Raw genomic sequence first — 25,396 nt, 5'->3', positions numbered from 1 at the left:
TCATTTTAGGTTTGTTTTATTTTTTTAATTGTTTTGGTTTGGGTGAACGTTTTTATTTTTATTGGTTAGTGTATTGGTAGTTTGATTTTTTATTTTTTTACTTTTAGTTATTTATTAGTATTTGGATATGGATGGTTTGATTAGTTTTAGAATGGTTCTTTTGGAATGATGATAGGGTTTTAATTTTTTAAAATAGGAATGATTATTTTTTGATATTTTAGGTTTTAGTTTTTTGAAAAAAAATGGGCTATAGTAATTACTTCTGTTCTTGAGGTGGGATACCTGTATGAATTTGTTTATTATTTGATTTGTTTAAAAAGAAAAGGACGGAATTGGGGTTCCGTCCTTTGGTGTTGATATGGAATTGCTGATGGTGCTTTTGGAAATTAGGAACCGGTTTGTTGGGATTTCCATGTGTCGTATTGAGTTTGCATTTCAGCGAGCATGTTGTCTACACCAGCGTCTTTTAATTTCTGAATAAATTTAGGTAAATATTCATCTGGATTGACGGTTCCGGTGACAAGTGGTTTGTAGTATTCGCTAATCACATTATTGATTGCAGCAATCTCGGTCTGTACCGGTGTAGTATCAAAGTTAAATCCTAGTGCCGGAGCAGGGGTATTGTTGTCTTCGAATTTTTTGAATTGTTCTAATGTATCTTTAGGATACGATTGATCATAATAGAATATATTCACATTTCCCCACATCCAACCATAACCGTAGTCATAATCAGGATTTGCAGCGTCTACACCTTCAGCAGGTTTGATAAATTGATCATCTACTTTGGTGTAATCTTGTCCTTCGATTCCATGTACAAATAAGTTAGCTAAAGTTGGGTCAGTGTATAACAAGTTCAAGAACATCATCGCACGTTCTGGATTTTTGGATGAACGTGGGATTGCATAAGCTCCACCTTGTACATCACTTGTTTCTACTACACCTTTGCCAAGATTTTGATAATCCAGTTCATAGCCTAATTGAGCGCTACGTTTGTATACATAGTTCGGTGCGTATAGTAAGGAACCGGCAAATACTTTACCTGCTTTCCAATCATTTTCACTTTGATAATCGACATCTTTAGGCGTATAGCCTGCTTGGTTCCATTTGTATGCTGTTTCTACGAACTCTTTAAATTCAGGTGTATCGTATTGGTTGAAAATTTTATCGTCAGAACGTGCATAATAAGGTTTGTCGCCTACATTGATAATTCCCGGCAAATTCCAGTCACCTGACATATGTTGTACAGGGAATGAGCGATACATTCCTTCGGTTCCATCTAATGCTAGAATACTTGGATCTTTTTCATGCAACGTTTTTAAAATAGGCTCCATATCTTTCCATGATTGAATGCCTGCTACATTTAATTTGTATTTATCCACCAAGTCTTTACGGAACAACACGCCTACCTGATGACCAATTTCTTTGTAGATCGGTACAGCGTACAACTCTTTGTTGACTGTCATCCCTTTCCAAAGCGTATCAGGCACTGTCTTTTTCAAATCTTGTCCGTATTGATCAAGTAATGAAGTTAATGGTGTAAAAGCTTGCTTGGAGACATTGGATAAGTAGTTATTTGTCCATGAACTGGTAAACACGATATCCATCGGCTGACCTGAAGCCAACATCACAGGAACTTTGGTTTCAAAGTCACTGCCTTCCATCGTAACTACTTTGATCGTAGCATTGATTTTTTTCTTCAAGTATTCGTTTACTTTCTCCATCACTCGATCTTGACCTTTCATCGGTGTTGCATAGTTATAAAAGACCAATTCGACTGGAGCGAGCTGACCATCGGCTGTGGTTCCGTTACTTTCTTTGGAACCGCCACATGCAGACAAGACGATAGACAACATCATAATAACAGCTAGACTTAAAGACCATGCTTTTGGTTTACGTAACATAGACCCATCCCCTTTTTCGTTCATGATTCATATTTACCGACAAAATAGTATTGTCTACACGTTGTTTAAAGAATAATATGTACTATTTTCTAATGATATTGTACAGAGATTATTCTTTAGCCACTCCGTAGATTGTATCTTTTGGAATGGCTTAGACTTTGTATCCTTATTATCCGTCAGGCTGTCAGAAAGGTGTACCGTATTTTCTTTAGATTAGGTGGATATTTTTTGGGTAAGCGTTTTCTTACTCACTTTATACGGAATAGTGATGACAGATTTCATTACATTATCTGTATAATAAAACCGTAAACCAAAAATCTCATCTGCATAATGTAACTTAATTCGTTGATGAATATTACTAATTCCGATTCCATCTGAACTGTGTAATACTTCTTGCTCTCGATCCAAATAATCATTTAATAACTCGGTATCTGCTCCTGGCCCGTTATCTTCTACAATAATTCGTACTACAATTCCATCGGTATATGCACGCAATACAATGTTCCCATGATCAGTAATCTGTTCAGTTCCATGCAAAATCGCATTTTCAATCAACGGCTGAATAATAAATTTAGGCAACAGATAATCGTATAATTCAGGTTCGATATCATAGCTAATGTCAAAGTTATCTCCATAACGAAGCGATTGAATATTAACGTAATTCTGTACATGTTCAATCTCTTGTCGTAACGGCACTTGTTCATTGGGTTGCTTGATACTGTATCTCAAAATATGAGCGAGTGACGATACCATAGTGACAATATCTTCTTCATTTTTACTAAGTGCCATCCAATTGATCGAATCCAGTGTATTGTAGATAAAATGAGGATTAATCTGCGCTTGCAAAGCTTTCATTTCTGCTTGTCGTTCTCGTTCACCGCTTTCGATCACATCGTCTACCAATCCGTTGATACGTTTCATTAGATTGTTGAACTGACGATACAATACTCCGACTTCATCTTGCTCTGGTGGTTCGATAAATACATCCATCGTCGAACCGTCTTTTATATTTCTCATCACATTGGCTAATGTAATCACCGGCTTGGCTATACTGTTGGACAATAATAACGTAAAGCTGATTCCTGCTACAATCACTGCGACGGTAATTCCAACGATAATATCGAAAATAATCGACAAGCGATCTGTAATATCACTGTATGGAATAAGAGCAATCAGATTCCATCCCCATTTTAAAGGATACGTATCAGCAATATACTGTGTCTGGTTGTACTTCAGATCACTGGTTCCACCAATATCGGTATATTGTAATACAGGAGCTAAGTCGGGTGTATGACTGATATCTACCCCTTTGAGCGCAGGATTGTTACTATATAACACTTGATTATTCTGATCCGCTAACAATAATTGAGTTCCCTGCGTCAGCCTTGAGGCTTCGATCTGCTTTCCAAATTCAGCCGTATCAATCGCAATGACTATAACGCCCATTTCATTCGTCGTATTCAGAATTAAAGGATTGCGAACTTGCTTGGCAAAATAGACGCGATCACGATCTTGATCCGCATAAAAGATATTCAGTGTTCCACTTAATTCGACTGTTCGCTTGAACCATTCTTCATTTTCCGCTTCATTGGAATTGAAAAAGCGATTTGATCCTGTACCACCGGGCAATTTATTTAATTGCTCCAATTGAATAGTAGGCAATTCAGCAGCAACTGGAAATGTATTTTTGACAAAAAAGGTAGCCGAATACGTGCTGACTACATTGCTTAGTGGTACATCCAGATATTTAATAAACTGCTGATTGATCGTATTGAGATCCCGATAACTTTCAATATCGTCAAATGTAGTTTTGTTCAGAATATCGGCTATCGTTTTGTCTGTCGAAAAATAATAAGTCGCCTGATCGATGCTATTCTCTACATTTTGCACATTACTACGACTTTGAAGCATAATATTCTGCTGATCTTCCAGCAATTGCTCTCGCATAATGTTCATAAATACAAAGTACAGTATTCCATTAGACAACAGCGCCGATAAAGTAATCAGCACAATAAAAAGAACAGCAATTTTCACTTTTATACTCGCTTTGGGAATCAAAGAAATCGATTTGTTGTTGAACAATATTATTTCACCTCAGCATCCGCGCGTACACTATGGTTCAGATACAAGTTACGGTATTCTGAAGGTGTAATACTTTCGACTTTTTTGAATACACGGGCAAAGTAATGCGGATCTTGAAACCCTAATTTTTCTGAAATGCTATAGATCGGCAGTGACGGATCAAGTAACAATTGTCTGGCTTGATCAATACGCTTCTGCGTGATATATACATTTAATTTCACCCCGGTATTCTGGCTAAATACAGCGCTTAGATACGCAGGCGAACGCTCCATATGATAAGCAATATCAGCGAGGGATAGATTCACATTGTAAATATTATCATTCACATATTGCTTCACATACTGTACTAACGAATGTTGGCGATCTTCCTTTTTCTCTGTTGCCAGTTCATTCACCTGACGGAACAGATCATACGTAAAAGCAATCGCTTCATGACGGGTCTTGAGACTGAATAGATCATCCAGACGAGCAGATTTGGATTGCAACAATGTAGAAGCTCGATCCCCACCTACACCTTGATAAAAATCAAACAAAATAGTAAGTAGACGCATACATAATTCTTTGATCTCATTAGGATTGGCTGTCGATAAAGCTAACTCGTGTTCAAATAGCTCTTCGAAAAAAAGCCTATTGCCTGTTTTGAGTGCTTCATAACAATTGATTTCAAGCTGACGGTTAAAAAGCGAAGAATAATGATGAAGCTTTTCATTTTTACGACGAGAGACTTCTTGAATATACGTGGTTAATTGACTGATTTCTTTACGTGCCATCGGCTTGACGATATACGTATCTACACCGTATTGCATCGCTTGACGAGCATAATCGAATTCTTCATGAGCACTAAGTAATACGATCGCTGTATCTGTCATCAATTCACGAATACGACAACATAATTCAAGACCATCCATAATAGGCATTTTGATATCGGTAATGATTAGATCAGGATGTAGACGCAGTGCAATCTCCAACGCATCTTTGCCATTACGTGCTTCTCCAATCACTTCGGCTCCTAATTCCTGCCATGGAATAATATTGCGAAGTCCGCGGGATACTATGACATCATCATCAACAAGTAATACTTTCATGATCCAGCCACCCTCTGTCGAAAATTGTGAAATTGTGTCGTGAGTTATTATGCTTATCTTACCGTTATTCTTTACTTCATGACAAGTCTTCTTACATGTTATTCTCATTTATTTATTTTCATATTTTACCTTTTCAAAATGATAGCGTTACCAAAATTAGGTATTCTAAAAAAATGAAAAAGAAAAAAGGGCTTAAAAAGCCCAATTTCCTTGACGGAATACAGGTTCTATCGTTCCATCTTCCAATTCTCCATCAATATCCAGTTGATCTGAACCAACCATAAAATCTACGTGAGTTAAGCTTACATTTGCACCTTTAGCTTTCAATTCTTCTTTGGTCATTTGTGTACCGCCTTCAAGATTGGTCGGATACGCACTACCAAGAGCGAAATGACAAGAAGCATTTTCATCTATGCCTGTATTGTAAAAAACACGTTTTAAATGCGAAATAGGTGAATCATATGGCACGAGGGCAATTTCTCCTAAATAAGAAGCCCCTTCATCTGTTTCTAACAATGACGTTAAATGTTCACGTCCAGATGTTGCTTGATAATCTACAACTTTGCCATCTTTAAATGTAAGTTCGATTCCTTCCACCAGACGACCGTTCAAGTTCAGCGGTAATGTACTTCTCACTGTTCCATTTACGCCTGTACGGTGAGGCATGCTATATACTTCTTCGGTCGGCATATTCGCTACAAAGTACACCCCTTTTTCATTTTCTCCACCGCCCCCACGCCATAGATGACCTTCTGGTAATTGGACGTGTAGATCAGTTCCCGGGGCGCGATAATGAAAACTTTTGTATCGTTTGTTATTCAGAAGATCCTGTCTTTTTTTCAAATGATCGATATGTTCTCTCCAAGCAGCTACCGGATTATCTGAACCTACACGATTCATCTGGAATACCGCTTCCCACATCGCAGGTACACGTTCTTCTTCTGGCAGATCAGCAAATACTTTATTTGCCCATGCTTGCGTTGGTGCTTTGACTAATGACCAGCTAATCCGGCTATTGCGGGTATACCCTTGATAATTTTCGCGAGCTATAGCTGCGGCTTTGACAGCTGTAGACACTTTCCACGAGTCAATGCCTTTAAATAATTCAGGATCAGGCACTTTGATATGTAAAATCGCTCCGCCTTCTTCAGCGAATTTTTCTAACATATCAGCATGCCATTGTGGATAATAGCCAAACGAATCATCGGTCGCTTTTTCATAACGAATACGAGTTATCTGTTCATCATCCCAATCGACCTGTACATATTTAGCTCCTGCTTCATAAGCTTTGCCTACGATAAGACGAGTCAAATCTACTGTTTCTAGTGGTGCTTGTACAATCAGTACTTGACCAGGTTGAATATTTACACCGACTTTGACTACAAGTTCTGCATATTTTTCTAACATCAAATTGAATTCACTCATTTTCTTCGCCCCTTATGTGATCTATTTTGAATAAAGTTACGAACAAGTAATGCCAGAATCAATTAAAACAATTATTTTGTGCTCAATATAATTAAATCTTAATTAATTCTTCATGTTTAAATGTTACAAAATGTGTTGAAATAGACGATATATTACTTAGCTACTTAGCAAGCATGATCCTTTCATCTTGAATCAACGCTATCTATTATACTCTTTATCATTACAAACCACACTATTTTCACCTAATTGATCTTTCGATTACCCATCTTATCTGAATTTAGAGGAGCCCCACACATGTACGCGAAAAATAAAGTTATGAATATGTTATGTTTGATCACTGTTCTTTTATCTTTTATTGTATTTGCTCTACATCAATACACTCATCTTATCCCTGTAGACCGTATGGCAGGTATGGATCACTCTGCAATGAGTCATTCTTCGATGGAACATATCACTATTTTTCGCTATATTTTGTTAGCGGTTCCACTTATCCTTTTAATATGGTCAGCTTCGCTATTTCGTAGTCGGTCAGATCATTCTTATCTTCCTGTCATCAATACGTTGGTACTTACTTTAGGCAGTATTGGCTTAATCGCAGCAGGTAATGGATTGGTTGAATATCACTTTTCTGTTTTTATGGTAGTTGCTTTTGTGGCTTTTTATGATTCAATCGCTTTGGTTTTACTCAGTACTGCTATTTTTGCTTTTCATCATTTAGCTGGCTTTTTCTTATTCCCTGAACTGCTGTGTGGTGAACATGCTTATTCTTTTTCGTTACTTCTGATCCATGCTATCTTTTTGTTATTAACAAGTGGAGCAGCTATCCTGATTATTGTTGCCAAAAAGAATACCACTCAAGCGTTACAATCCCAAAATGACGAAGCTTCTGAACGTAACCAGCAATCATTAATTAATTTACAGCATACTGAACAATATATGGAACAATCTGCTGGGTCGTTACGACTTCATTCACAATCGTTGGTCTCATTATCTGAACATATTGCTGATGCTGTTCAAGTATTACGTACACAAGCAAGCGATGAATTGTTACCTTCGCAACAGGTGAGTGAACAACAGCTCACACAAGTCGCCGATGCTATCTATCAAATAGCCGCTTCTCTGGAACAATTACATCAATCTTCTACGATTACACTTGAACGTGCGCAATTAGGGCAACAATCTCTAACTCAAATTACCGATCAAGTGTCTTCATTACAAGTCGATGTAGACGATATGGCTTCAGGTATTCATGCAATGTCTGATCAATCTTACGAAATCGCTCGCTTTGTCGATATTATTGCTAATTTGGCTGAACAGACCAATTTGCTCGCATTAAATGCTTCTATTGAAGCGGCTCGTGCCGGACAACATGGACAAAGCTTCGCTGTTGTTGCTCAAGAAGTCAAAAAGTTATCCCTGGAGACCAGCTCTGCTCTTAAAATGATCTCAGGTATTATTGCACAATTTAGCTTGTCGACTGCTTCTGCTATTGAATCATCTGAACGTGGAGCCGCTAAAATGCAAGATACTTTACGAACAGCTACACAGACACATTCAACATTCGGAGTTATTTTGACAGCCACAGAAGAAACCAGTCTTCAGATCGCACATATGTCCAGTCAGGCACAATCTCTTAATGGTTCTGCTGAGAAAATCAGTCAATCTATGAGCTATGTCACCCATATTATTCAAGATTCGATGAAAAGTCATGAAACGGTAAATCATACTGTTCAACAGCAATTAGAAAAAACACGTTTGGTTAATGAAGAAGCTGATCTTCTCAATCAAATGAGCGATAAATTGGGTCAACTGGTTCACGATCTTGAGCCTGTGACTGCTAATTTATCTGCTGATTATACACAAGATTCATTCTCTTCTTCTTCAAACCGTACTGTACCTACTATAAGTTAATATAACTGTACACAACAAAAAGCACGATCTGCGACTCTTTTATCAAGTCATATGATCGTGCTTTTTGAATATTTGAGAACCGCTGAGAAGATAGTATAGATTATTGCTTAACCTGTATCAAGAATATCATTATCGTTAGCTGGCTTGACGTGCTGTTTTGGTCACACCATGACTTAACCAGCTTGTCCGCCATTTCATTTGCATCACAATAAGCAAGCTCAAGCAACATAATACGATAATACTTAACATAATAAATCCAATCGTATAAGAACCTGTAGCTTTGTACAGATTGCCTAGAATAAGCGGTAATGCGTATCCGCCCAATCCACCGGCTGCACCTACAATTCCTGTCATTAATCCTATTTCATTCCCAAATCGTTGCGGTACTAATTGGAATACCGATCCGTTCCCTGCTCCCAGACACATCATTCCGACAAACAGCAAGCTTACAACAACCGGAAGTGGTGGTAAAAAGGAAACACATGCCAACATAATCCCTGCCCCCGAGTATAGATACATTAACATTTTAGTTCCCCCAATACGGTCTGCCAGAAATCCACCGACCGGACGGAAAAAGCTTCCTGCGATAACACAGATGGTAGCAATATCAGCCGCTTGTACTGCTGTTAATCCATATTGAGTATTAAAGAAAATCGTTAAGTAATTGGCAAGCCCTACAAACCCACCAAATGTCACACAATAAAATGCACAGAATACCCACGCATCTCTTTGTTTAAGTACGGTAGCATATTGCGATAATTTTTTAGGTTCAGGACGATTAGGGCTATTTTTGGCAAAGATCGTAAAGAAAATAAATACCAGAATAATCGGAATCATCGCTATTCCAAATACAATTTCCCAGCTACCAAAATGTTGAGCTAACCGATTCGCAAATAAAGTCGCTATTACAGTTCCGCTATTGCCTGCTCCTGCAATCCCCATCGCTAGACCTTGATGTTCTTTGGGATACCATTGTCCTGCAAGTGGCAAAGCCGCCGCAAAAGATGCTCCTGCAATACCTAGCAAGATGGCTACCACATATAACTGCTCTAACGATTGTACCCATTGCCAGCCCAGCAGTAGAGGAATTAGAGTAAGAATCATGCCAATCTGCGCGGTTAACTTGGGCCCTATATAATCAGATAAGAACCCTAACACCAATCGCAAAATTGAACCGCCCAATACAGGTAAAGCAACCAGTTGTGCTTTTTGTACAGGGTCCATAGGATAATCCAGTGCAATAATGACACTAAGTGGTCCAATCATTCCCCAGATCATAAAGCTGATATCAAAGTATAAAAAAGAACCGAGTAATGTAGGCTTATGCCCGCTTTGCCAAAAACTTTTTTTGTCCATCATTGTGTATCATCCTCTCCACAGTTGGTTTATTTTTGTCTATAGTTATAATAAAAAGCCGCAATTTGCCCGTATATTACATTCGGGACAAGTTGCGGCTTCATTGCCGTTAGGAAATGGTACACGTCATTGTGTGCCATCTTATAAATGTATGATATTGTTGTGCAGTTGGTTGCCATCACAAATATGAATTTGATTCAAATTATATGAACGACAGACTCATATGTCAATATAATTAACTCAAATTCTAAATATTTTTATTTTATGTTAATTATATTGACATTAAAAGCATCATCTATTAATGTTATTGATAAGATTTCACACAATGGAGTGTGATTACGTAACGGCAATGATGCCCTTTTCCTGAATATGGAGAAGGGCTTTTTCTGTGTAAATGACGATGCACCTTTGAAATAACACCAAAGGAGGAACTTGTTATGCGACAACAATTAGTCGTTATCGGTAACGGCATGGCAGGTGTACGCTGTGTCGAAGAGATCCTAAAGTTAGCACCCGATACATTTGAGATTACGATTTTTGGTACAGAAAAGCATCCAAATTATAACCGCATTTTGCTATCTAAAATGCTACAAGGTGAACATACATTTGAACATATTATTCTGCATGATTGGTCATGGTATGAACAGCAACAGATCCAATTATATACGACAGAAACAGTGACTCATGTTGATCCAGATACTCGAATATTAACTACTGCTTCAGGTCTACAACATACCTATGATATCCTGATTTTTGCTACCGGTTCGGTTCCTTTTATTCCTCCTATTCAAGGTGCGGATAAAAAAGGAGTAATTTCTTTTCGTACTGTAGAAGATTGCGAACAGATGAAAAGATATGCTCAGCATTATCAACAGGCGGCTGTTATCGGCGGAGGATTGCTCGGACTGGAAGCGGCTCGTGGTCTGCTTCATTTAGGAATGGACACTCATGTGATTCATAATGCACCTTACTTAATGAATCGTCAGTTAGATCTACTATCTGCGCAATTGTTACAACAAGAACTGGAGCAACAAGGAATGACCTTTCATCTCAATGAGAATACGACTCGCATTACAGGCGCTACTCGTGCTCAAGGGTTACGTTTTGCAAGTGGAGCCAAATTAGCAGTCGATCTTGTAGTATTCGCTGTGGGGATACGACCTCATATTCGTCTAGCAGAGTATGCAGGATTGCATGTTCAGCGCGGAATTGTTGTGAATGATTATATGCAGACCAGTATAGAGGGCATCTATGCGGTGGGAGAATGTGCAGAACATCAAGGTATTACATACGGTCTGGTGGCTCCACTTTACGAACAAGGCAAAGTGCTTGCACAGCATCTTTGTCAGCAAAATCCTTTACCTTATCAAGGCTCGATCCCTTATTCACAGTTAAAAATATCCGGTGTATCGGTATTTTCAGTAGGCGATACAAATGCTCCTGATTGTCAGCAAATCGTACAGCAATACGATGGTGTGCGCAAAACGTACAAAAAAGTTAGTGCTGTTGGAGATAGAATTACAGGTGCTATTTTATACGGGGATACCGCCGAAGGCATTTCATTATTAGAAATGATCAAGCAAGGCACTTCTGCCCATTCTTATCTTCAACAGTTACAATCAGTAGATACATCAAGCGCTACACCGACAAACAATCCTACAGATATCGCCGCCGCCAAATTAGAACATACTTCCACCGTTTGCGCTTGTAATGCAGTTACCAAAGCGACCATTTTGCAATCTATACAGACATATGGATTACAGACCGCAGACGAAGTTCAGCAACATACCCAAGCATCCGGCTCATGTGGAGGTTGTCGCCCGATCGTTGAAGCGCTTGTTCGTTATAGCTTATCCGGCACCATCGAGGAAGATCAAGATCATACTCTCGATACTCCTCTCCATGCTTCGCTTGTTACACATCCTGATCATATCCCTGTCTGTTCATCAATATCTTTAACACATACGGCTCTAAAGCAACAAATTCAACAACATTCATGGAGAACAGTTACAGAAGTGCTAACTCAATTGTCATCTACTGATACACCTATTGCATACAGTCCTCTCGATATCAAAGATGCAGATAGCTTTCATGTAGACGATTTGTCTATCTCCGATCAATCAGAGCATGATGGTTGTGACACCTGTATCACAGCAATTCGTTATTATCTACAATTGTATTTAGACAGTTCTTTAGCAATAGATCATGCAAATCTGTTACCTCATCTACAGATATTGTTAGATCGTGAATGGCTAGCAGGGTATCCTGACCATCTTCATACTGTAGATGGGTCAAATGTGATCGAGCAGATACAGCAATGGCAATCTACAGTACAACATCTGATATTACCTTATCCTACACGTATAGCTGTAGCTCAGAATATCTATTCTCCTATTAGTGTTCGTGTGCAAGATATCGGCATATTATATTCACCGGCTGGTTGGGAAATTTATATTGGAGGATGTGCTACAGATCGTATTCAAGAAGCGCATTTATTAACTACAGTAGATCATTTACCAGACGCGCTATATCTAATCTATCTGTGCCTGGAATTGTATCGTTATCAAGCGTATTACAGTGAACCGGTATGGAAGTGGGTACAACGGACAGAAGTATTGCCTTTGCGGGAACAGGTATTATCTTTATTTTACAACGATGCGATAGTAGATGCTTATGATCGAGATCGTAAAGGAGGCGAAACTTATGATGCAGACGCAATGTCCTTTTTGCAGCGTACAATGTAAAATCACTCTTCATTCTTCTGAATCTTCAACGTTGCACCCTACTCTACCTCTCGTGACTTATCAGGCAGAAGGTACACCAAATGCGGCTTCACAAGGTCGTCTATGTATCAAAGGTATGAACGCTCATCAACATGTATTTAACCGGGAACGCTTAAAATATCCTTTACTTCGTCGTCAGGGAAAGCTTGTACGTGCTTCTTGGCAAGAAGTTACCGATTATATCGCAGAACATCTACAACAATCTATTGATCAATCAGGGCGTGACTCTATTGGCATCTATGGCGGCGGTTCGCTTACAAATGAGACCGCTTATCTATTGGGCAAGTTTGCACGAGTCGCTATCGGTACCAAGTATATTGATTATAATGGACGCTTTTGTATGTCAGCCGCGGCGTCTGCTGGAAGCAAAACATTCGGAATTGATCGCGGACTCACCTGTCAGTTATCCGATATTCCATTAGCCAAATGTATTATTCTGGCTGGCACTAATATTGCAGAATGTCAGCCTACATTGATGCCTTATTTGAATCAAGCCAAACAAAATGGCGCTCAGATTATAGTCATTGATCCTAGAGTTACCGCTACTGCGGCAATCGCAGATATTCATTTACAGATTCGTCCAGGTACCGATGCTTTGTTAGCCAATACGATGCTCAAGATTATGTTAGATCAAGATTGGATCGATCACGACTTTATTGAGCAACGAACCAATGGATACGAGCAATTAGGTGAGCTGGTGCAGGATATCGATATCGAACAATCAGCAGTTATCTGTGGTATTCCTGTTGAATTGATCTATCAAGCCGCTCAGGTGTACAGTCAGGCAAGTACTGGTATTATTTTTACTGCTCGTGGCGTTGAACAGCAGACCGATGGACATTTGGCTGTACGCTATTTTCTTAATCTGGTATTAGCGACTGGTAAAATTGGCAGAACCGGTTGTGGATATGGAGCAGTAACCGGACAGGGCAACGGACAAGGCGGACGCGAACACGGGCAAAAAGCAGATCAATTACCCGGCTATCGCTCAATCGAAAATCCAGCAGATCGGGCGTATATCTCTTCGATCTGGAATATCGATCCTGAAAATTTACCAGATAAAGGCGTGTCTGCTTATGAAATGATGGAACTGATTGATCAACAACAAATCTCCACGTTATTCGTTATGGGTTCTAATCCTGTCGTATCCAATCCAAATATCCCTCTAGTGCGTGCCGGATTAGAAAAGTTAGACATGCTTATTGTTGCAGATCTATTTTTGTCCGAGACCGCGCAATTAGCTGATGTTGTTCTGCCAGTCACAGCTTATTTAGAAAATACAGGCACATTGACCAATCTGGAAGGCCGAGTATTATTGCGAGAAGCAGCCCGTCCGATTCCATATGAAAGTAAACACGATTGGCAGATTCTATGTGAATTAGCACAAGCTCTTGGCAAAAAAACTGGATTTGATTTTGCACAGGCAGAAGATATTTTCAACGAACTGCGGATCGCTAGTCGCGGCGGATTAGCTGATTATTATGGGATTACGTATGATCGTCTACGCAACGAAGAAGGCATCTACTGGCCTTGTCCATCTATCGATCATACGGGTGTGCCGACGATGTTTGAACAATCTTTCGCCCATCCTGATGGTCGTGCGGTATTTACTTCCATTACAAATGTAGCGATCAAAGATACCACTTCTTCTGCTTATCCACTGATTATGACCAATGGGCGTGTGCTTGCTCATTATCTAACAGGTGTACAGACTCGTCGCAGTGCTACACTTACCGCACGTGAACCAGAGAACTTTATGGAAATTCATTCTCAGACTGCTAAGCAGTATCATATTGAAGATAACGATTGGGTCGAAGTCGCTTCTGCTCGCGGTTCATTTACGATTCGTTGTAGGATCAAAGATCATATTCGTACCGATACGATATTTGTCCCGATGCATTGGGGCGGTGAGCAAAATGTAAATCAAGCTACTGATCCTACACTGGATGCTTATTGTAAAATGCCCGGCTTCAAAGTATCTGCTGTACGTATTCAACCTGCGACGATGCACTCGTCATTAGCAACAACTTCTTCTGCTTCACTACATTATCTATAAATGCTAACCTTCTCTAAATCTGATACATTCAGGTTTAGAGATTTTTGCATATGTACATCTAATCTTGCCCTTATGAACCATCGTATTTGCTCTATAACTAATGTATGCTAGAACTATTCAACGATACTTGATAGGTTGCAGATGATTTTACATTTGACTTTATTATTCTCAATAGGAGGACTACATATGCAAATTAGACGTGTGCTTACCGATGAATTGAAACAAGCTGCTTTATTAGCAGAAGATGTATTTTGCGCAGATGGAGATCGATATATGGAATCTTCTTTTCCTGCTCTTTTTCAAGCAGGTATTAGTCATTCGTACGGTGCTTTTACACCGGAAGGTACACTCGTTTCTTTTATGGGAATGGTTCCGGTACAAGTTCAATCAGGCACATTTACTATATCAGCGTATTCGATCGGCGCAGTATGTACACATCCTGATTATCGGGGACAAGGATTGGCAGGACAGCTATTAGAATTATGTAGACAACATGCACGTTCAGCAGGAGCTTCTGTGTTATTTATTTCAGGAGATCGTTCATTATATACACGTGCAGGCAGTGTACCCTTTGGACAAGTCAGTACGTTTAAATTATCTTCAGATATCGCCAAAACATTGCATGATGACAATACGCATCTCACATATCGGGATCTATTACCACAGGATATTTTTGCTATAGCTCATCATATCCAAAAGCAATATGCTCATATTCAGTGGGGACTTGGAGATCTTCAACAATTTATCGCTTCTCAACCCATCGCTAATATCAACAAACAGCAACAACAGATTATAGTAGCCGAAAATGCCGATCATCAAGTGGTCGGATTTGTAGCCCTTTCTATACCATACGCTGAAGATTCGACTGCTGAGCCAATCGGTAGTGTTATTGAGTATGGCGGCGATCCTGAAGTTATTCAGCATTTATGTGTAGAGGCTATGACTCATTATGCGCTATCTTCACTTACTATACGTATTCCATGGCAAGATAAAGCGTTGAGCGATTTACTACTTGAAGAAGACGTTCCTGTAACGATCGAACCAAATAGCGGTACTTTACTGGTATTGGACGATCAGCTTTTATTAGAGCAAACAGGTGTAAAGGCGTTTCTAGCTTCTTATGATATAAAGTTCCAATTAGAAGAGGATTACGTGCTACATACACCATCTGGTTCGTATCCACTGAAAGATGCTTCGGAATTGTATACGCTATTATTCGATCCTGATGCTAAGCTTGCAGACCGTCTAGATTTTTCATTCCCGACTGTTCCTTTACCTTATATGTATGGATTATATTTTATCTGAACTGTTTAACAATCGGAATTCAAGGGTTGTAAAAAGATATACCGCTTAAGAAAGAAGGAACATATAAATATGAAAGATCGGAGTATTCTAACTGATTATGTCCAAAAGCATTGGCGATATTATTTACTCGCTGTCAGTTTGATCATTCTGTCTAATATCGGGCAAGCTGCTATCCCCCGTGTACTGGGACAATTTACAGATGCTCTGCTGAATGGTGGAATACAATATCAAATGATTATTGAATATAGCGTAATTCTGGCTGTGATCGGGATTATGTATAATCTCTTTTTCGGTGCAGGGCAATTCACAGTCATGCGATTAGGACGCAAATTCGAATTTGAAATGCGTCAAAGTCTTTTTAGCAAGTTCTCCACACTCAGTGAATATTACTTCTCCAAGCAAGGAACAGGTAAATTACTAAGTTCGATGACCAATGATGTCAATTCTGTCCGTGAGTCGATTTCAAATGGAGTCACAATGACTACCAATGCTATTTTTTTGTTTTTATCGTGTATTGTAATGATGTTACTCAGTCATATTCCATTGTATTTGATACTGGTAAGTGTTATTCCAATGGTAGGGATTCCTTTTCTAGTTATTTACTTTGGGCCACGAATCCGCAAACGTTCGCAAAATGTACAGGAATCGTTAGCCGTTATGACTGAATCGGCAGAAGAACAATTGAGTGGTATTCGAGTGACCAAGACATTTGCGATTGAACCTACAGCACGTCAGCGTTTTGGCACAACAGTCAATCATATTCGTGATAACCAGTTACACCTTGTTCGCATGTCTTCTTTATTTCAAGCGGCTGTTCCATTTCTAGGCGCATTATCGCTTGTGATTTCGCTATTATATGGAGGATACTTAACGATTCAAGGTACGATTACGATCGGTAATTTTATCGCATTAACGTTGTACTTGCGAATTATGTCAGGCCCTCTACAGCAAATTGGTAACGTGATCAATATGATGCAACGTTCAGGGGCTTCGCTGGATCGCGTGAATCGTTTACTTGCCGAAAAGCCAGATATCGAAGATCATCCTAATGCACAACCGTTAGCTTCAACACCTGATCTCAAAATTAAACATTTATCATTTGCTTATCCTGGCAGTGAACGTTACGCGCTGTCTGATATTAATCTGCATATTGAAGCCGGACAAACTGTTGGCATCGTTGGCAAAACAGGTTCTGGCAAAAGCACGTTGGTGAAGCTGTTACTTCGTCTATATGACCCACCTGAAAATACAGTCTGGTTAGGCGGTACAGATATTCGTCAAATCTCACTGCAAAGTCTACGCTCACGTATCGCTTATGTGCCTCAAGATGGATTTTTATTTAGCACGACGATTCGTGACAATATTGCTTTTAGTGATCGAGATACACCGCTTGAAAAAGTAGAAGATCATGCGCGTCAGGCGATGATCTATGATCCTATTTCTAATTTTCCAGAAGGATTCGATACGAAATTAGGTGAGCGTGGTATCACTCTATCCGGTGGTCAACGTCAGCGTACCAGTCTTGCACGTGGATTGGTGAAAAAAGGGCCAATCTTGATTCTGGACGATAGTATGAGCGCTGTCGATGCAGTCACCGAGACAGGAATACTAAATAACCTAATTCGTGAACGGAATAATTATACGAACTTGATTATTTCGCATAGGATCAGTGCAGTAAAACATGCTGATCTTATTATTGTGCTGGACGAAGGTATGATCGTACAACAAGGAACCCATCAACAATTGTTGCAACAACAAGGCATCTATTCATCCTTGTATCAATTACAGGAAGAAGGGTTGCGCGCATGAGCAAACTATCATCGACTACCAAATCCAGTACGCCTATCCGCTACGAAGCATTGCGTGCAATCTTAGCCTATGCTCGTCCTCATCGTTGGACATTTGTCGGTATTTTCTTTGCAACGATGCTTGCTATCGCTGCGGATCTATTACAGCCATATCTGGTCAAAATTGTGATTGATGATCATATCGCTGCCGGACAAAATGGATTGCCTTTTTTAACAGGAATGGCGGCTATTTATCTAGGGTTAGCCGTAGTCAGCTTTCTGTTCTCTTATTTACAAAGCAATCTGTTGCAATATGTCGGTCAACATATTGTCGCCAGTATTCGTAATGATCTATTCGCTCATATTACCAAGCTACCGATGAGCTTTTTTGATCGCTCTAGCAGTGGCGGATTGGTAACAAATGTATCCAGTGATACTGAAACGATCAGCCAATTTTTTACACAGGTATTATTAAGTCTGATTCGTGATGGTATGATGCTTGTGTTTATTATTTACTTCATGTTCCGTCTGGATACTACATTAGCGTGGTATTCGATGATCACTTTACCTGTTATTGCTACACTAGCCATTTTATTTCGTGGTAAATTGCGACAGGTCTATCAGTATACACGCAGTCGCTTATCCAAATTAGTTGGATTTACAGCAGAGAACTTATCCGGTATGGGCTTAATACAGATTTTCCATCAGGAACAAGAACAGAAAAAACGATTCAATGAATACAATGCGGATTACTGGCAAGCCAATGTCGAGCAATTAAAATCGAATGTATTTTTCAATCGTACTTTTGATATTTTAGGCAATATTGCTCTGGTCTTGATGGTCTGGCTTGGAGGCGTAGCTGTATTTAACAAACAGATTGAAGTTGGTGTATTGTATGCTTTTATCAGTTATATCCGTCAATTTTTTCAACCGATTAATCAAATTACGATGCAGTGGAATACATTTCAATCTACTACCGTATCTATGGATCGAATCTGGCGTATTCTCAAACTTCAACCAGAGATTCAAGATCCAACACCCGAACAAGTGGTAAAAGTGGATCTAGACAAAGTAAAAGGAAAAGTAGACTTTAACCATATTTCATTCGGATATAATCCAGATCAGACAGTGATTCCGCATCTGGATCTGCATATTGAACCCGGTGAAATGATCGGTGTAGTAGGTACAACCGGAGCAGGCAAAAGTACATTGATTGCTCTACTCAATCGTTTCTATGATGTCGGTCAAGGTTCTGTCGCTATTGATGATATTGATCTGCGACAGATGCCCCAAGAAACACTTCATCGTATTGTAGGACTGATTCAGCAAGAACCTTTTTTATTTTCTGGTTCGATTATCGACAATGTACGAATGTTCCAGCCCCATATCACTGATGAGCAAGTCATTGAAGCTTGCCGATTTGTAGGTGCCCATGAGATGATTACACGCTTACCGCAAAAATACGATACTCGTCTATCAGAGCGAGGAAGTGGATTGTCTGCGGGTGAACGTCAATTGATTTCATTTGCCCGTATCGTTGTCTTCCGCCCTAAAGTATTAATACTTGATGAAGCTACCGCTAATCTGGATTCGCATACCGAACAACTGGTGCAACAAGCTCTTGATACGGTATCCGAAGGACGTACAACGATTGTGATCGCTCATCGTCTCTCGACCATTATGCATGCAGATCGTATTCTGGTTATGGAACATGGTGAGATTATAGAACAAGGTACTCATGCTCAGTTAATTGCTCATCATGGTACGTATGCCAAGTTATATCTTCATGCTAGGCAATCCAATCAACACGTTATTCAAGCATAGAACAAAAAATCCCTTTGGTGCATACTCCTACAGGATGATGGTCGATATTGACCTAATCCAGTATGCATCAAAGGGATTTTTACATCGTTCTATCATATAATACCTATTACTTCAAAAGTCCAAGTACATTTTTGGTAGATGTACTTGTTGTAGAAGTTGTAGTCGGAGCGGTAGTCGTTGTTGGCGCTGTTGCTGTTGTAGTTGTTGGAACAACAGTAGATGTAGATTTCGGCGTTAACAACGGACTTGTCACTGATACTAAAGGTGCTGACGTTGTTGATGTTGGTGTAGAAGTGGATGATACCGGAATAGATGTGCTTACGGTAATAACGTTAGGAACAGTGACCGGAATATTAACTGAAGTAGAACTGGTTGTTGTATTGTTACTAGTCGAATTTGTTGTAGTGCTCACTGGTGTACTAATCGTGTTTGTTGTGGATGGTGCTGGTGTAGTTGTACTTGTTGGCACTGGTGTTGGAGTCGGCGTTGTTGCTACCGGTTCTGGTGCTGGCGTACTTGTCGGCACTGGTGTTGGTGTCGGTGTTGTCGCTACCGGCTCTGGTGCTGGCGTACTTGTCGGCACTGGTGTTGGTGTCGGCGTTGTCGCTACTGGCTCTGGTGCTGGCGTACTTGTTGGTGCTGGTGTTGGTGTCGGCGTTGTCGCTACTGGCTCTGGTGCTGGTGTACTTGTTGGTGCTGGTGTCGGTGTCGGCGTTGTCGCTACTGGCTCTGGTGCTGGCGTACTTGTTGGTGCTGGTGTTGGTGTCGGCGTTGTCGCTACTGGCTCTGGCTTAGTTACTTCAGCTCCTGGTACAGATGGATTGACTGTTGAAGGGATCGAACCGGTAGCTGTACCTACTGTAGTCAATATCGGCTTCACCATAGAAGCTGGCGGTGAATATACACCTGTTTTGATCATAGATGGATCAGTTTTTGGTTTGGAAATCTGATCTGATACAGGATTCAATTGTCCATAGACAGCTTCTACATATTTATCATATGCATTTTTGCTAATTTCCATTTTCATCTGATGTACTTTGGAAGTCAGCGTCATTTTTTCCTCATTGGAATCCACTTGAAATCCTTTGTTAAACAAACTCTTCATCGTTTCATCCATATTTTCTTTCGTAAGCGCTATCCCATTTTGTGCACCAAGTTGATAAAATCCATTGTTTGTTAATGTCTCATGTACTTGCTTATTTATTTCTTCTTTACGTTGCTGTTGATTATCAAAAAGTTCATCTAATTCTTTATCTCTTGTTTCCTTTTTTTGCAGTTCTTTTTTGTATTCTTTATTGCTTTCTATTTTTTGTTCGGCTGGTGTTTTGTCGGTTCGATTGTTATCAGTAGGTGAAGCAGGATTAGTAGATACTGCATTTTTTCCATTAGTTGTTGTCGATTTATTAGAATCACCAGAGAGTGAGGAGTAGTAGTATGAATTCTGGCTAGCCGTCGAAGAGTAACTCGCATTAGGTGTAATATTCATAGGGCAGTCTCCTTCATAATATTGATATTTAATATCGATCGAATAGTAAATATTCTCTTTCCATCAAAGAAACATAATAGTAATATTTATCCAAATTAGTATAGTAATAATTTACTGTTTAACAACTTAGTTAGCAAGGGTAATTTGAACTATAATTTTTAAAAAATACCATAAAATGTAATCACATTTTGTCGAATATATGTACTTCTACAAAAAAAACTCTTATTCGACATTTCTATCGCATAAGAGTAAATAAAGATATTTATTTCACTAAGCCGCCAGTCAAAATAGAACCGATACCATTTCCATTATTTGATGAGGTATTGCCAGAAGATGAGGTGTTACTTCCAGATGATCCACTTGTAGAAGTTGTAGAACCGCTGGATTGGTTAGTATTGGATTGATTAGCTGTGCCTGTAGTCGAGCTGTTATTATTGCTACTGGTTGTTGGTGTTGTCTGCGTTGGTGTAGCTGCTGGAGAAGGCTGTGAGGTTGATGTGCTATTGTTGGTTGTTGTGGCTGAAGTCGGCTCATTAGCCGATGATTCTGTTTGTGTTGTCTGTGTTGAAGGTGTAGTCGCTGGAGATGAATGAGTTGCACTTACTGGTTCGGATTGTGGCGTAGCTGATGGTGCAGATTGATGTGTTGTCGAGGATGGTGATGTTGTTGTAGCACTTCCTGTTATCGTATTGCCGGAATGGGCTGGAGCAGGAAGTGATGACTGATCTGTATCTGTATACTCATCCGCAATTTCTTTACCATATACTGTTTTAACATATTGATCGTATGATTCTTTGCTAATTTCTAATTTCAGTTGATGTAGTTTAGAACTAATCGTTAATTTCTGCTCATCTGTATCAATTTGAAATCCTTTGGCAACCAGACTTTTAACAGTATCTCCGTAATTGTCTTTGTTCAATGCTAGCTGGTTGTCTATCCCAATCTGAGCAATTCCTTGATTGGCTAACATCTCATAAGCGATTTTGTCGATCTCTTCTTTATGCTTTTGTTGTTCTTCAAAAAATTGATCAGCTTCTTTCTTTTTTAATTCTTTTTGCTGATCTTCTTTTTTGTATTGCTTGGCTTCTTCCAATTGCTGTTCCTGTGGACTTTTTTCGTTAGGCGATATTGTTGCTGGTCTAGCGTCACGATCTTGAGAAGATAATGAATCGGTTGATGCGCTTTTGGCGATTGGATCATTGCTAGCTGATGAATGATATCCCAGATTACTTGTTCCGGCATAGCTTGCAGATGAAGAAATGTTCATACACTGTACTCCTTTTTTGAAATAAATACCCATTTTTTAGTAAGTTAGTTAGCTTTAATAATAGTTCAAATTTACTATTAAATTAAATATTACTCAAGGGTATTAAGACCTAAACGACAAAAAAAGATACTTCCACTAAGGAAAGTATCTTTTTAGGATTTTCATTTATGTTGTAAAATAATCGATCTGCGTTTTGCCTAGCCAGTGTTCGATACGAAGCAATACTTGCTGCATTTCTAGTGGCTTGCTCATATAGTCAGAAGCTCCCGCTTGAATAGCTTTCTCGCGGTCTTCTTTCATCGCTTTGGCAGTTAAGACGATAATCGGAACTTGAGCATATCCATACAGATTACGAATTGTACGCATCGTCTCATATCCGTCTAATTGGGGCATCATAATATCCATAAGAATTAGATCAATATCCTGTGTCATATGCAAAATTTCTAAAGCATCCCGTCCATTTTGTGAAATTAGAATATTCACACTATGACGCTCCAACAGACTGGTCAATGCATATACATTTCGAATATCGTCATCTACGATTAGAATTTTTTTGCCGTCCAGACCTTCGTACTGCTCTTCTGTCATCACCTGCTTTACCACATCGGCTACTTGTTCATTGCTAGCTGTTGTCATACGATCCATCTCTGAATACGATGTAGCTAGACGTGAAGATTGAATCGATGTGTTGGTATGAAGTTCCGACTCGGTATTTGTTGATGTGAGTTGATCTTTTTCAAAAAAGACAGTATGACTGATCGGTTGCTGAACAGTAAATAGTTCACTTTCATCATTCGGATCTGATTCCAGACAAGGAATATAGAATGTAAATGTACTACCTTCGCCTACTGTACTTTCTAGCGTAATTTCTCCACCTAACAAATGAGCCAATTGGGAGGAGATCGATAAGCCTAATCCTGTACCGCCGTATTTGCGAGCTGTTGCTCCATCTGCTTGTCGGAACGCTTCAAAGATCAAGCGGCTATTTTCAGGTGAGATTCCTATACCTGTATCACGAACAGTAAAAGCAATCATCGGTTGATCGGATTGATACTCTTGTGTCTGTACCTGATCTAACTTCTCGATCGTTAACGTGACACCACCGACTTCAGTAAATTTGAACGCATTCGATAATAAGTTACGCAAGACTTGCTGTAGACGCATATCATCGGAATAAATCATATCCGGCACATTATCATTGACCTCAATATTGAAATAAAGATCACGTAATGCTGCACCTTCTTTGAAGTAACGTTCCATTTGTTCAGGAATCGCTTGTGTACTAACCGGATCAATCTCGATATGCATTTTGCCTGCTTCTACTTTGGATAGATCTAGAATATCGTTGATTAGATTGAGTAAGTCTTTACCGGAATGATGAATAATAGAAGCATATTCTTGCTCTTTTTCTGTCAACGTATTGGCACTATTTTCAGATAGAATTTGTGAAAGAATCAACATACTATTGAGCGGTGTACGTAATTCATGAGACATATTTGCCAAAAATTCTGATTTGTAACGTGAACTGACTTGTAGCTGTTGAGCATATTTATCAAGTTCAATCGCTGTACTTTCAGCCGCCATCTTGCCTTGTTCCAGACGTTCGTTCAGCATTTGCAATTCTTCTGTCTGCATATGCAGTTCATCAGCTTGTGTCTGAAGTTCTTCCGATTGAACTTGTAATTCCTCGGATTGAACTTGCAACTCATAATTCATATTTTGAGAATCATGATACATTTGCTCAATCTTTTTACGAATCAATAACGAGTTCATCGTAACCGCAAAAATATTTAATAAATGCTCAAACAAATCCGATTGTTCTATTGTCATCGGTTCGATAAAAGCAATTTCAACAACAGCTAATACTTTACCTTCAAACATAATCGGAGCCGCTACTAATGCTTTGGCTTCTGCACTACCTAATCCTGAAGTGATCTGCACATAACCTTTAGGAAGCGGGCTGTACGTTAACATTCTTTTTTCTACAATACATTGTCCAGCTAATCCTTCGCCTTCAGTAATATAAGCTGCCCCTAATTCAATATCTTTGGTATGAGCGGCAAAAGAAGCCGATTTGAGCCAGCCGTCTTCTTCATTTTCGCTATCATAATAGACAACACCATATGAAGCGTCGAACCATTTATTCATTTTAGTTAATAAGGCAGAAGATAGCGATTCAATACGATCCGCTTCTTGAAAACGAGTCGAGGCAATCGCGATCTGGTCTTTGATCCAATTCTCATGCTGTACATGATCTAACAATTGGTTAGTTGCTGTACCTAACTCTGCAATCTCATCGCGCGTACGAATAACGATCCGTTTGTTCAGATCGCCACCTTCTCCAATATCATGAATCGTATCGGTTACATCACGCAATGTTCTTACAATTTGACGCGCAATCACCCATGCTGTAATCAAAGAGACAATCGCTACTACAATCCATAATGCAACCATAGCTATAAATAGACGCTCATTACTAGCGGCAATACTTTCAATACGTGCATCAGTTAATGCTTTTTCAGTCACACGAAAAGCTTCAAGTTCACTACGCAAACGATCAATCTGTTCTTTACCAGGATCGACTTTGAAAAATTGTGTAATCCCTGCTTCATTGTTATTACGTCGCATAGAGATAACCGGATCGCCTGCATCTTGAATCCATTTGTCTATGCCTGTCTTGATCGTACCCAAATTGCTACGTTGCAATTCGTTATCTTCAACCAGAGTTACTAATTTGTTATAATCCGCTTCCCATTGCAGAACTCCGTTGTTATAAGGAACCAGATAACTATCATCGCCAGTCAAAGCAAACCCGCGCTGCCCTGTTTCCATATCAAGCACATGCTTTTCGATCAGATTGGTTAGATTATGAACTTCCAGATCATGATCGTTAATATATCTATTTTCTTGTTCTAATTGATTCACACGTCCAGACATCATCAGTAACACAACGCCTACGCATAAAATAATGACCACATACCCAGAAATAATTTTGGTGCGAATACTCCAATTTGCACGCTTGGGCAATCATAAAACCTCCAATACCTACTCCATATTCCGTAATTTCATCGGTACTTGCTTCATTATTTTACTGCAAACTTTAATGAAAAGGAATCTATTTCTTGCAT

General features: G+C 39.4%; 14 protein-coding genes. 6 read left to right on the top strand and 8 right to left on the bottom strand.

What is annotated here, in order from left to right:
- Window positions 1–386: 386 nt before the first annotated feature.
- The 4 genes from QE450_RS02050 to QE450_RS02035 all read right to left on the bottom strand — a co-directional run bounded on the left by QE450_RS02050 (window position 387) and on the right by QE450_RS02035 (window position 6,493).
- Window positions 387–1,901 (bottom strand): ABC transporter substrate-binding protein, encoded by a 1,515-nt coding sequence (locus QE450_RS02050; protein WP_274170707.1) that lies wholly within the window; start codon window positions 1,899–1,901, stop codon window positions 387–389.
- Window positions 1,902–2,114: 213 nt separating this feature from the next.
- Window positions 2,115–3,983 carry a cache domain-containing sensor histidine kinase gene (locus tag QE450_RS02045; protein ID WP_307296456.1) on the bottom strand — a complete coding sequence of 623 codons (1,869 nt, stop codon included), beginning with the start codon at window positions 3,981–3,983 and terminating at the stop codon, window positions 2,115–2,117.
- 2 nt (window positions 3,984–3,985) lie between these two features.
- Complete coding sequence (locus QE450_RS02040; protein ID WP_307296454.1) at window positions 3,986–5,068, bottom strand: response regulator; 1,083 nt, start codon at window positions 5,066–5,068, stop codon at window positions 3,986–3,988.
- A gap of 192 nt (window positions 5,069–5,260) precedes the next feature.
- On the bottom strand, window positions 5,261–6,493 hold the full coding sequence (locus tag QE450_RS02035; protein ID WP_307296452.1) for an aminopeptidase: 1,233 nt from the start codon (window positions 6,491–6,493) through the stop codon (window positions 5,261–5,263).
- A 294-nt stretch (window positions 6,494–6,787) separates the two neighbouring features.
- On the opposite strand from QE450_RS02035, the gene QE450_RS02030 reads away from it, so the two are divergent.
- Entirely contained in the window at window positions 6,788–8,404 is a 1,617-nt protein-coding gene (locus tag QE450_RS02030) for a methyl-accepting chemotaxis protein (protein WP_307296450.1), read from the top strand.
- Window positions 8,405–8,539: 135 nt separating this feature from the next.
- On the opposite strand, the gene QE450_RS02025 is transcribed toward QE450_RS02030, so the two are convergent.
- On the bottom strand, window positions 8,540–9,760 hold the full coding sequence (locus tag QE450_RS02025) for a nitrate/nitrite transporter (protein WP_307302554.1): 1,221 nt from the start codon (window positions 9,758–9,760) through the stop codon (window positions 8,540–8,542).
- A 437-nt stretch (window positions 9,761–10,197) separates the two neighbouring features.
- Here QE450_RS02025 and QE450_RS02020 point away from each other — a divergent pair, with 437 nt between their 5' ends.
- The 5 genes from QE450_RS02020 to QE450_RS02000 all read left to right on the top strand — a co-directional run bounded on the left by QE450_RS02020 (window position 10,198) and on the right by QE450_RS02000 (window position 19,515).
- Window positions 10,198–12,504, top strand: a complete 2,307-nt coding sequence (locus tag QE450_RS02020; protein ID WP_307296447.1) for an FAD-dependent oxidoreductase — start codon at window positions 10,198–10,200, stop codon at window positions 12,502–12,504.
- Entirely contained in the window at window positions 12,464–14,599 is a 2,136-nt protein-coding gene (gene nasC, locus QE450_RS02015) for an assimilatory nitrate reductase catalytic subunit NasC (RefSeq protein ID WP_307296444.1), read from the top strand. Before QE450_RS02020 ends, nasC begins: the two co-directional genes overlap by 41 nt.
- A 186-nt stretch (window positions 14,600–14,785) precedes the next feature.
- Window positions 14,786–15,904, top strand: a complete 1,119-nt coding sequence (locus tag QE450_RS02010; protein WP_307296442.1) for a GNAT family N-acetyltransferase — start codon at window positions 14,786–14,788, stop codon at window positions 15,902–15,904.
- Window positions 15,905–15,973: 69 nt separating this feature from the next.
- Window positions 15,974–17,713 (top strand): ABC transporter ATP-binding protein, encoded by a 1,740-nt coding sequence (locus QE450_RS02005; RefSeq protein ID WP_307296438.1) that lies wholly within the window; start codon window positions 15,974–15,976, stop codon window positions 17,711–17,713.
- Complete coding sequence (locus QE450_RS02000) at window positions 17,710–19,515, top strand: ABC transporter ATP-binding protein (RefSeq protein WP_307296435.1); 1,806 nt, start codon at window positions 17,710–17,712, stop codon at window positions 19,513–19,515. The genes QE450_RS02005 and QE450_RS02000 overlap by 4 nt, the downstream gene beginning before the upstream one ends.
- Before the next feature lie 106 nt (window positions 19,516–19,621).
- Here QE450_RS02000 and QE450_RS01995 read toward each other — a convergent pair whose 3' ends face one another.
- The 3 genes from QE450_RS01995 to QE450_RS01985 form a co-directional block, all read right to left on the bottom strand.
- Entirely contained in the window at window positions 19,622–21,001 is a 1,380-nt protein-coding gene (locus QE450_RS01995) for a hypothetical protein (protein WP_307296432.1), read from the bottom strand.
- 262 nt (window positions 21,002–21,263) lie between these two features.
- A complete protein-coding gene (locus tag QE450_RS01990; RefSeq protein ID WP_307296431.1) occupies window positions 21,264–22,268 on the bottom strand; it encodes a hypothetical protein in 1,005 nt (334 codons plus the stop codon).
- Window positions 22,269–22,433: 165 nt separating this feature from the next.
- Window positions 22,434–25,295, bottom strand: a complete 2,862-nt coding sequence (locus QE450_RS01985; protein ID WP_307296429.1) for a CHASE3 domain-containing protein — start codon at window positions 25,293–25,295, stop codon at window positions 22,434–22,436.
- Between the last annotated feature and the right edge of the window lie 101 nt (window positions 25,296–25,396).

Origin of the sequence: Paenibacillus sp. SORGH_AS_0306 (assembly GCF_030819345.1) — a bacterium.
In the GTDB taxonomy this organism is placed as follows: domain Bacteria; phylum Bacillota; class Bacilli; order Paenibacillales; family Paenibacillaceae; genus Saccharibacillus; species Saccharibacillus kyungheensis.
This window is presented reverse-complemented; position numbering and strand designations above follow the sequence as displayed.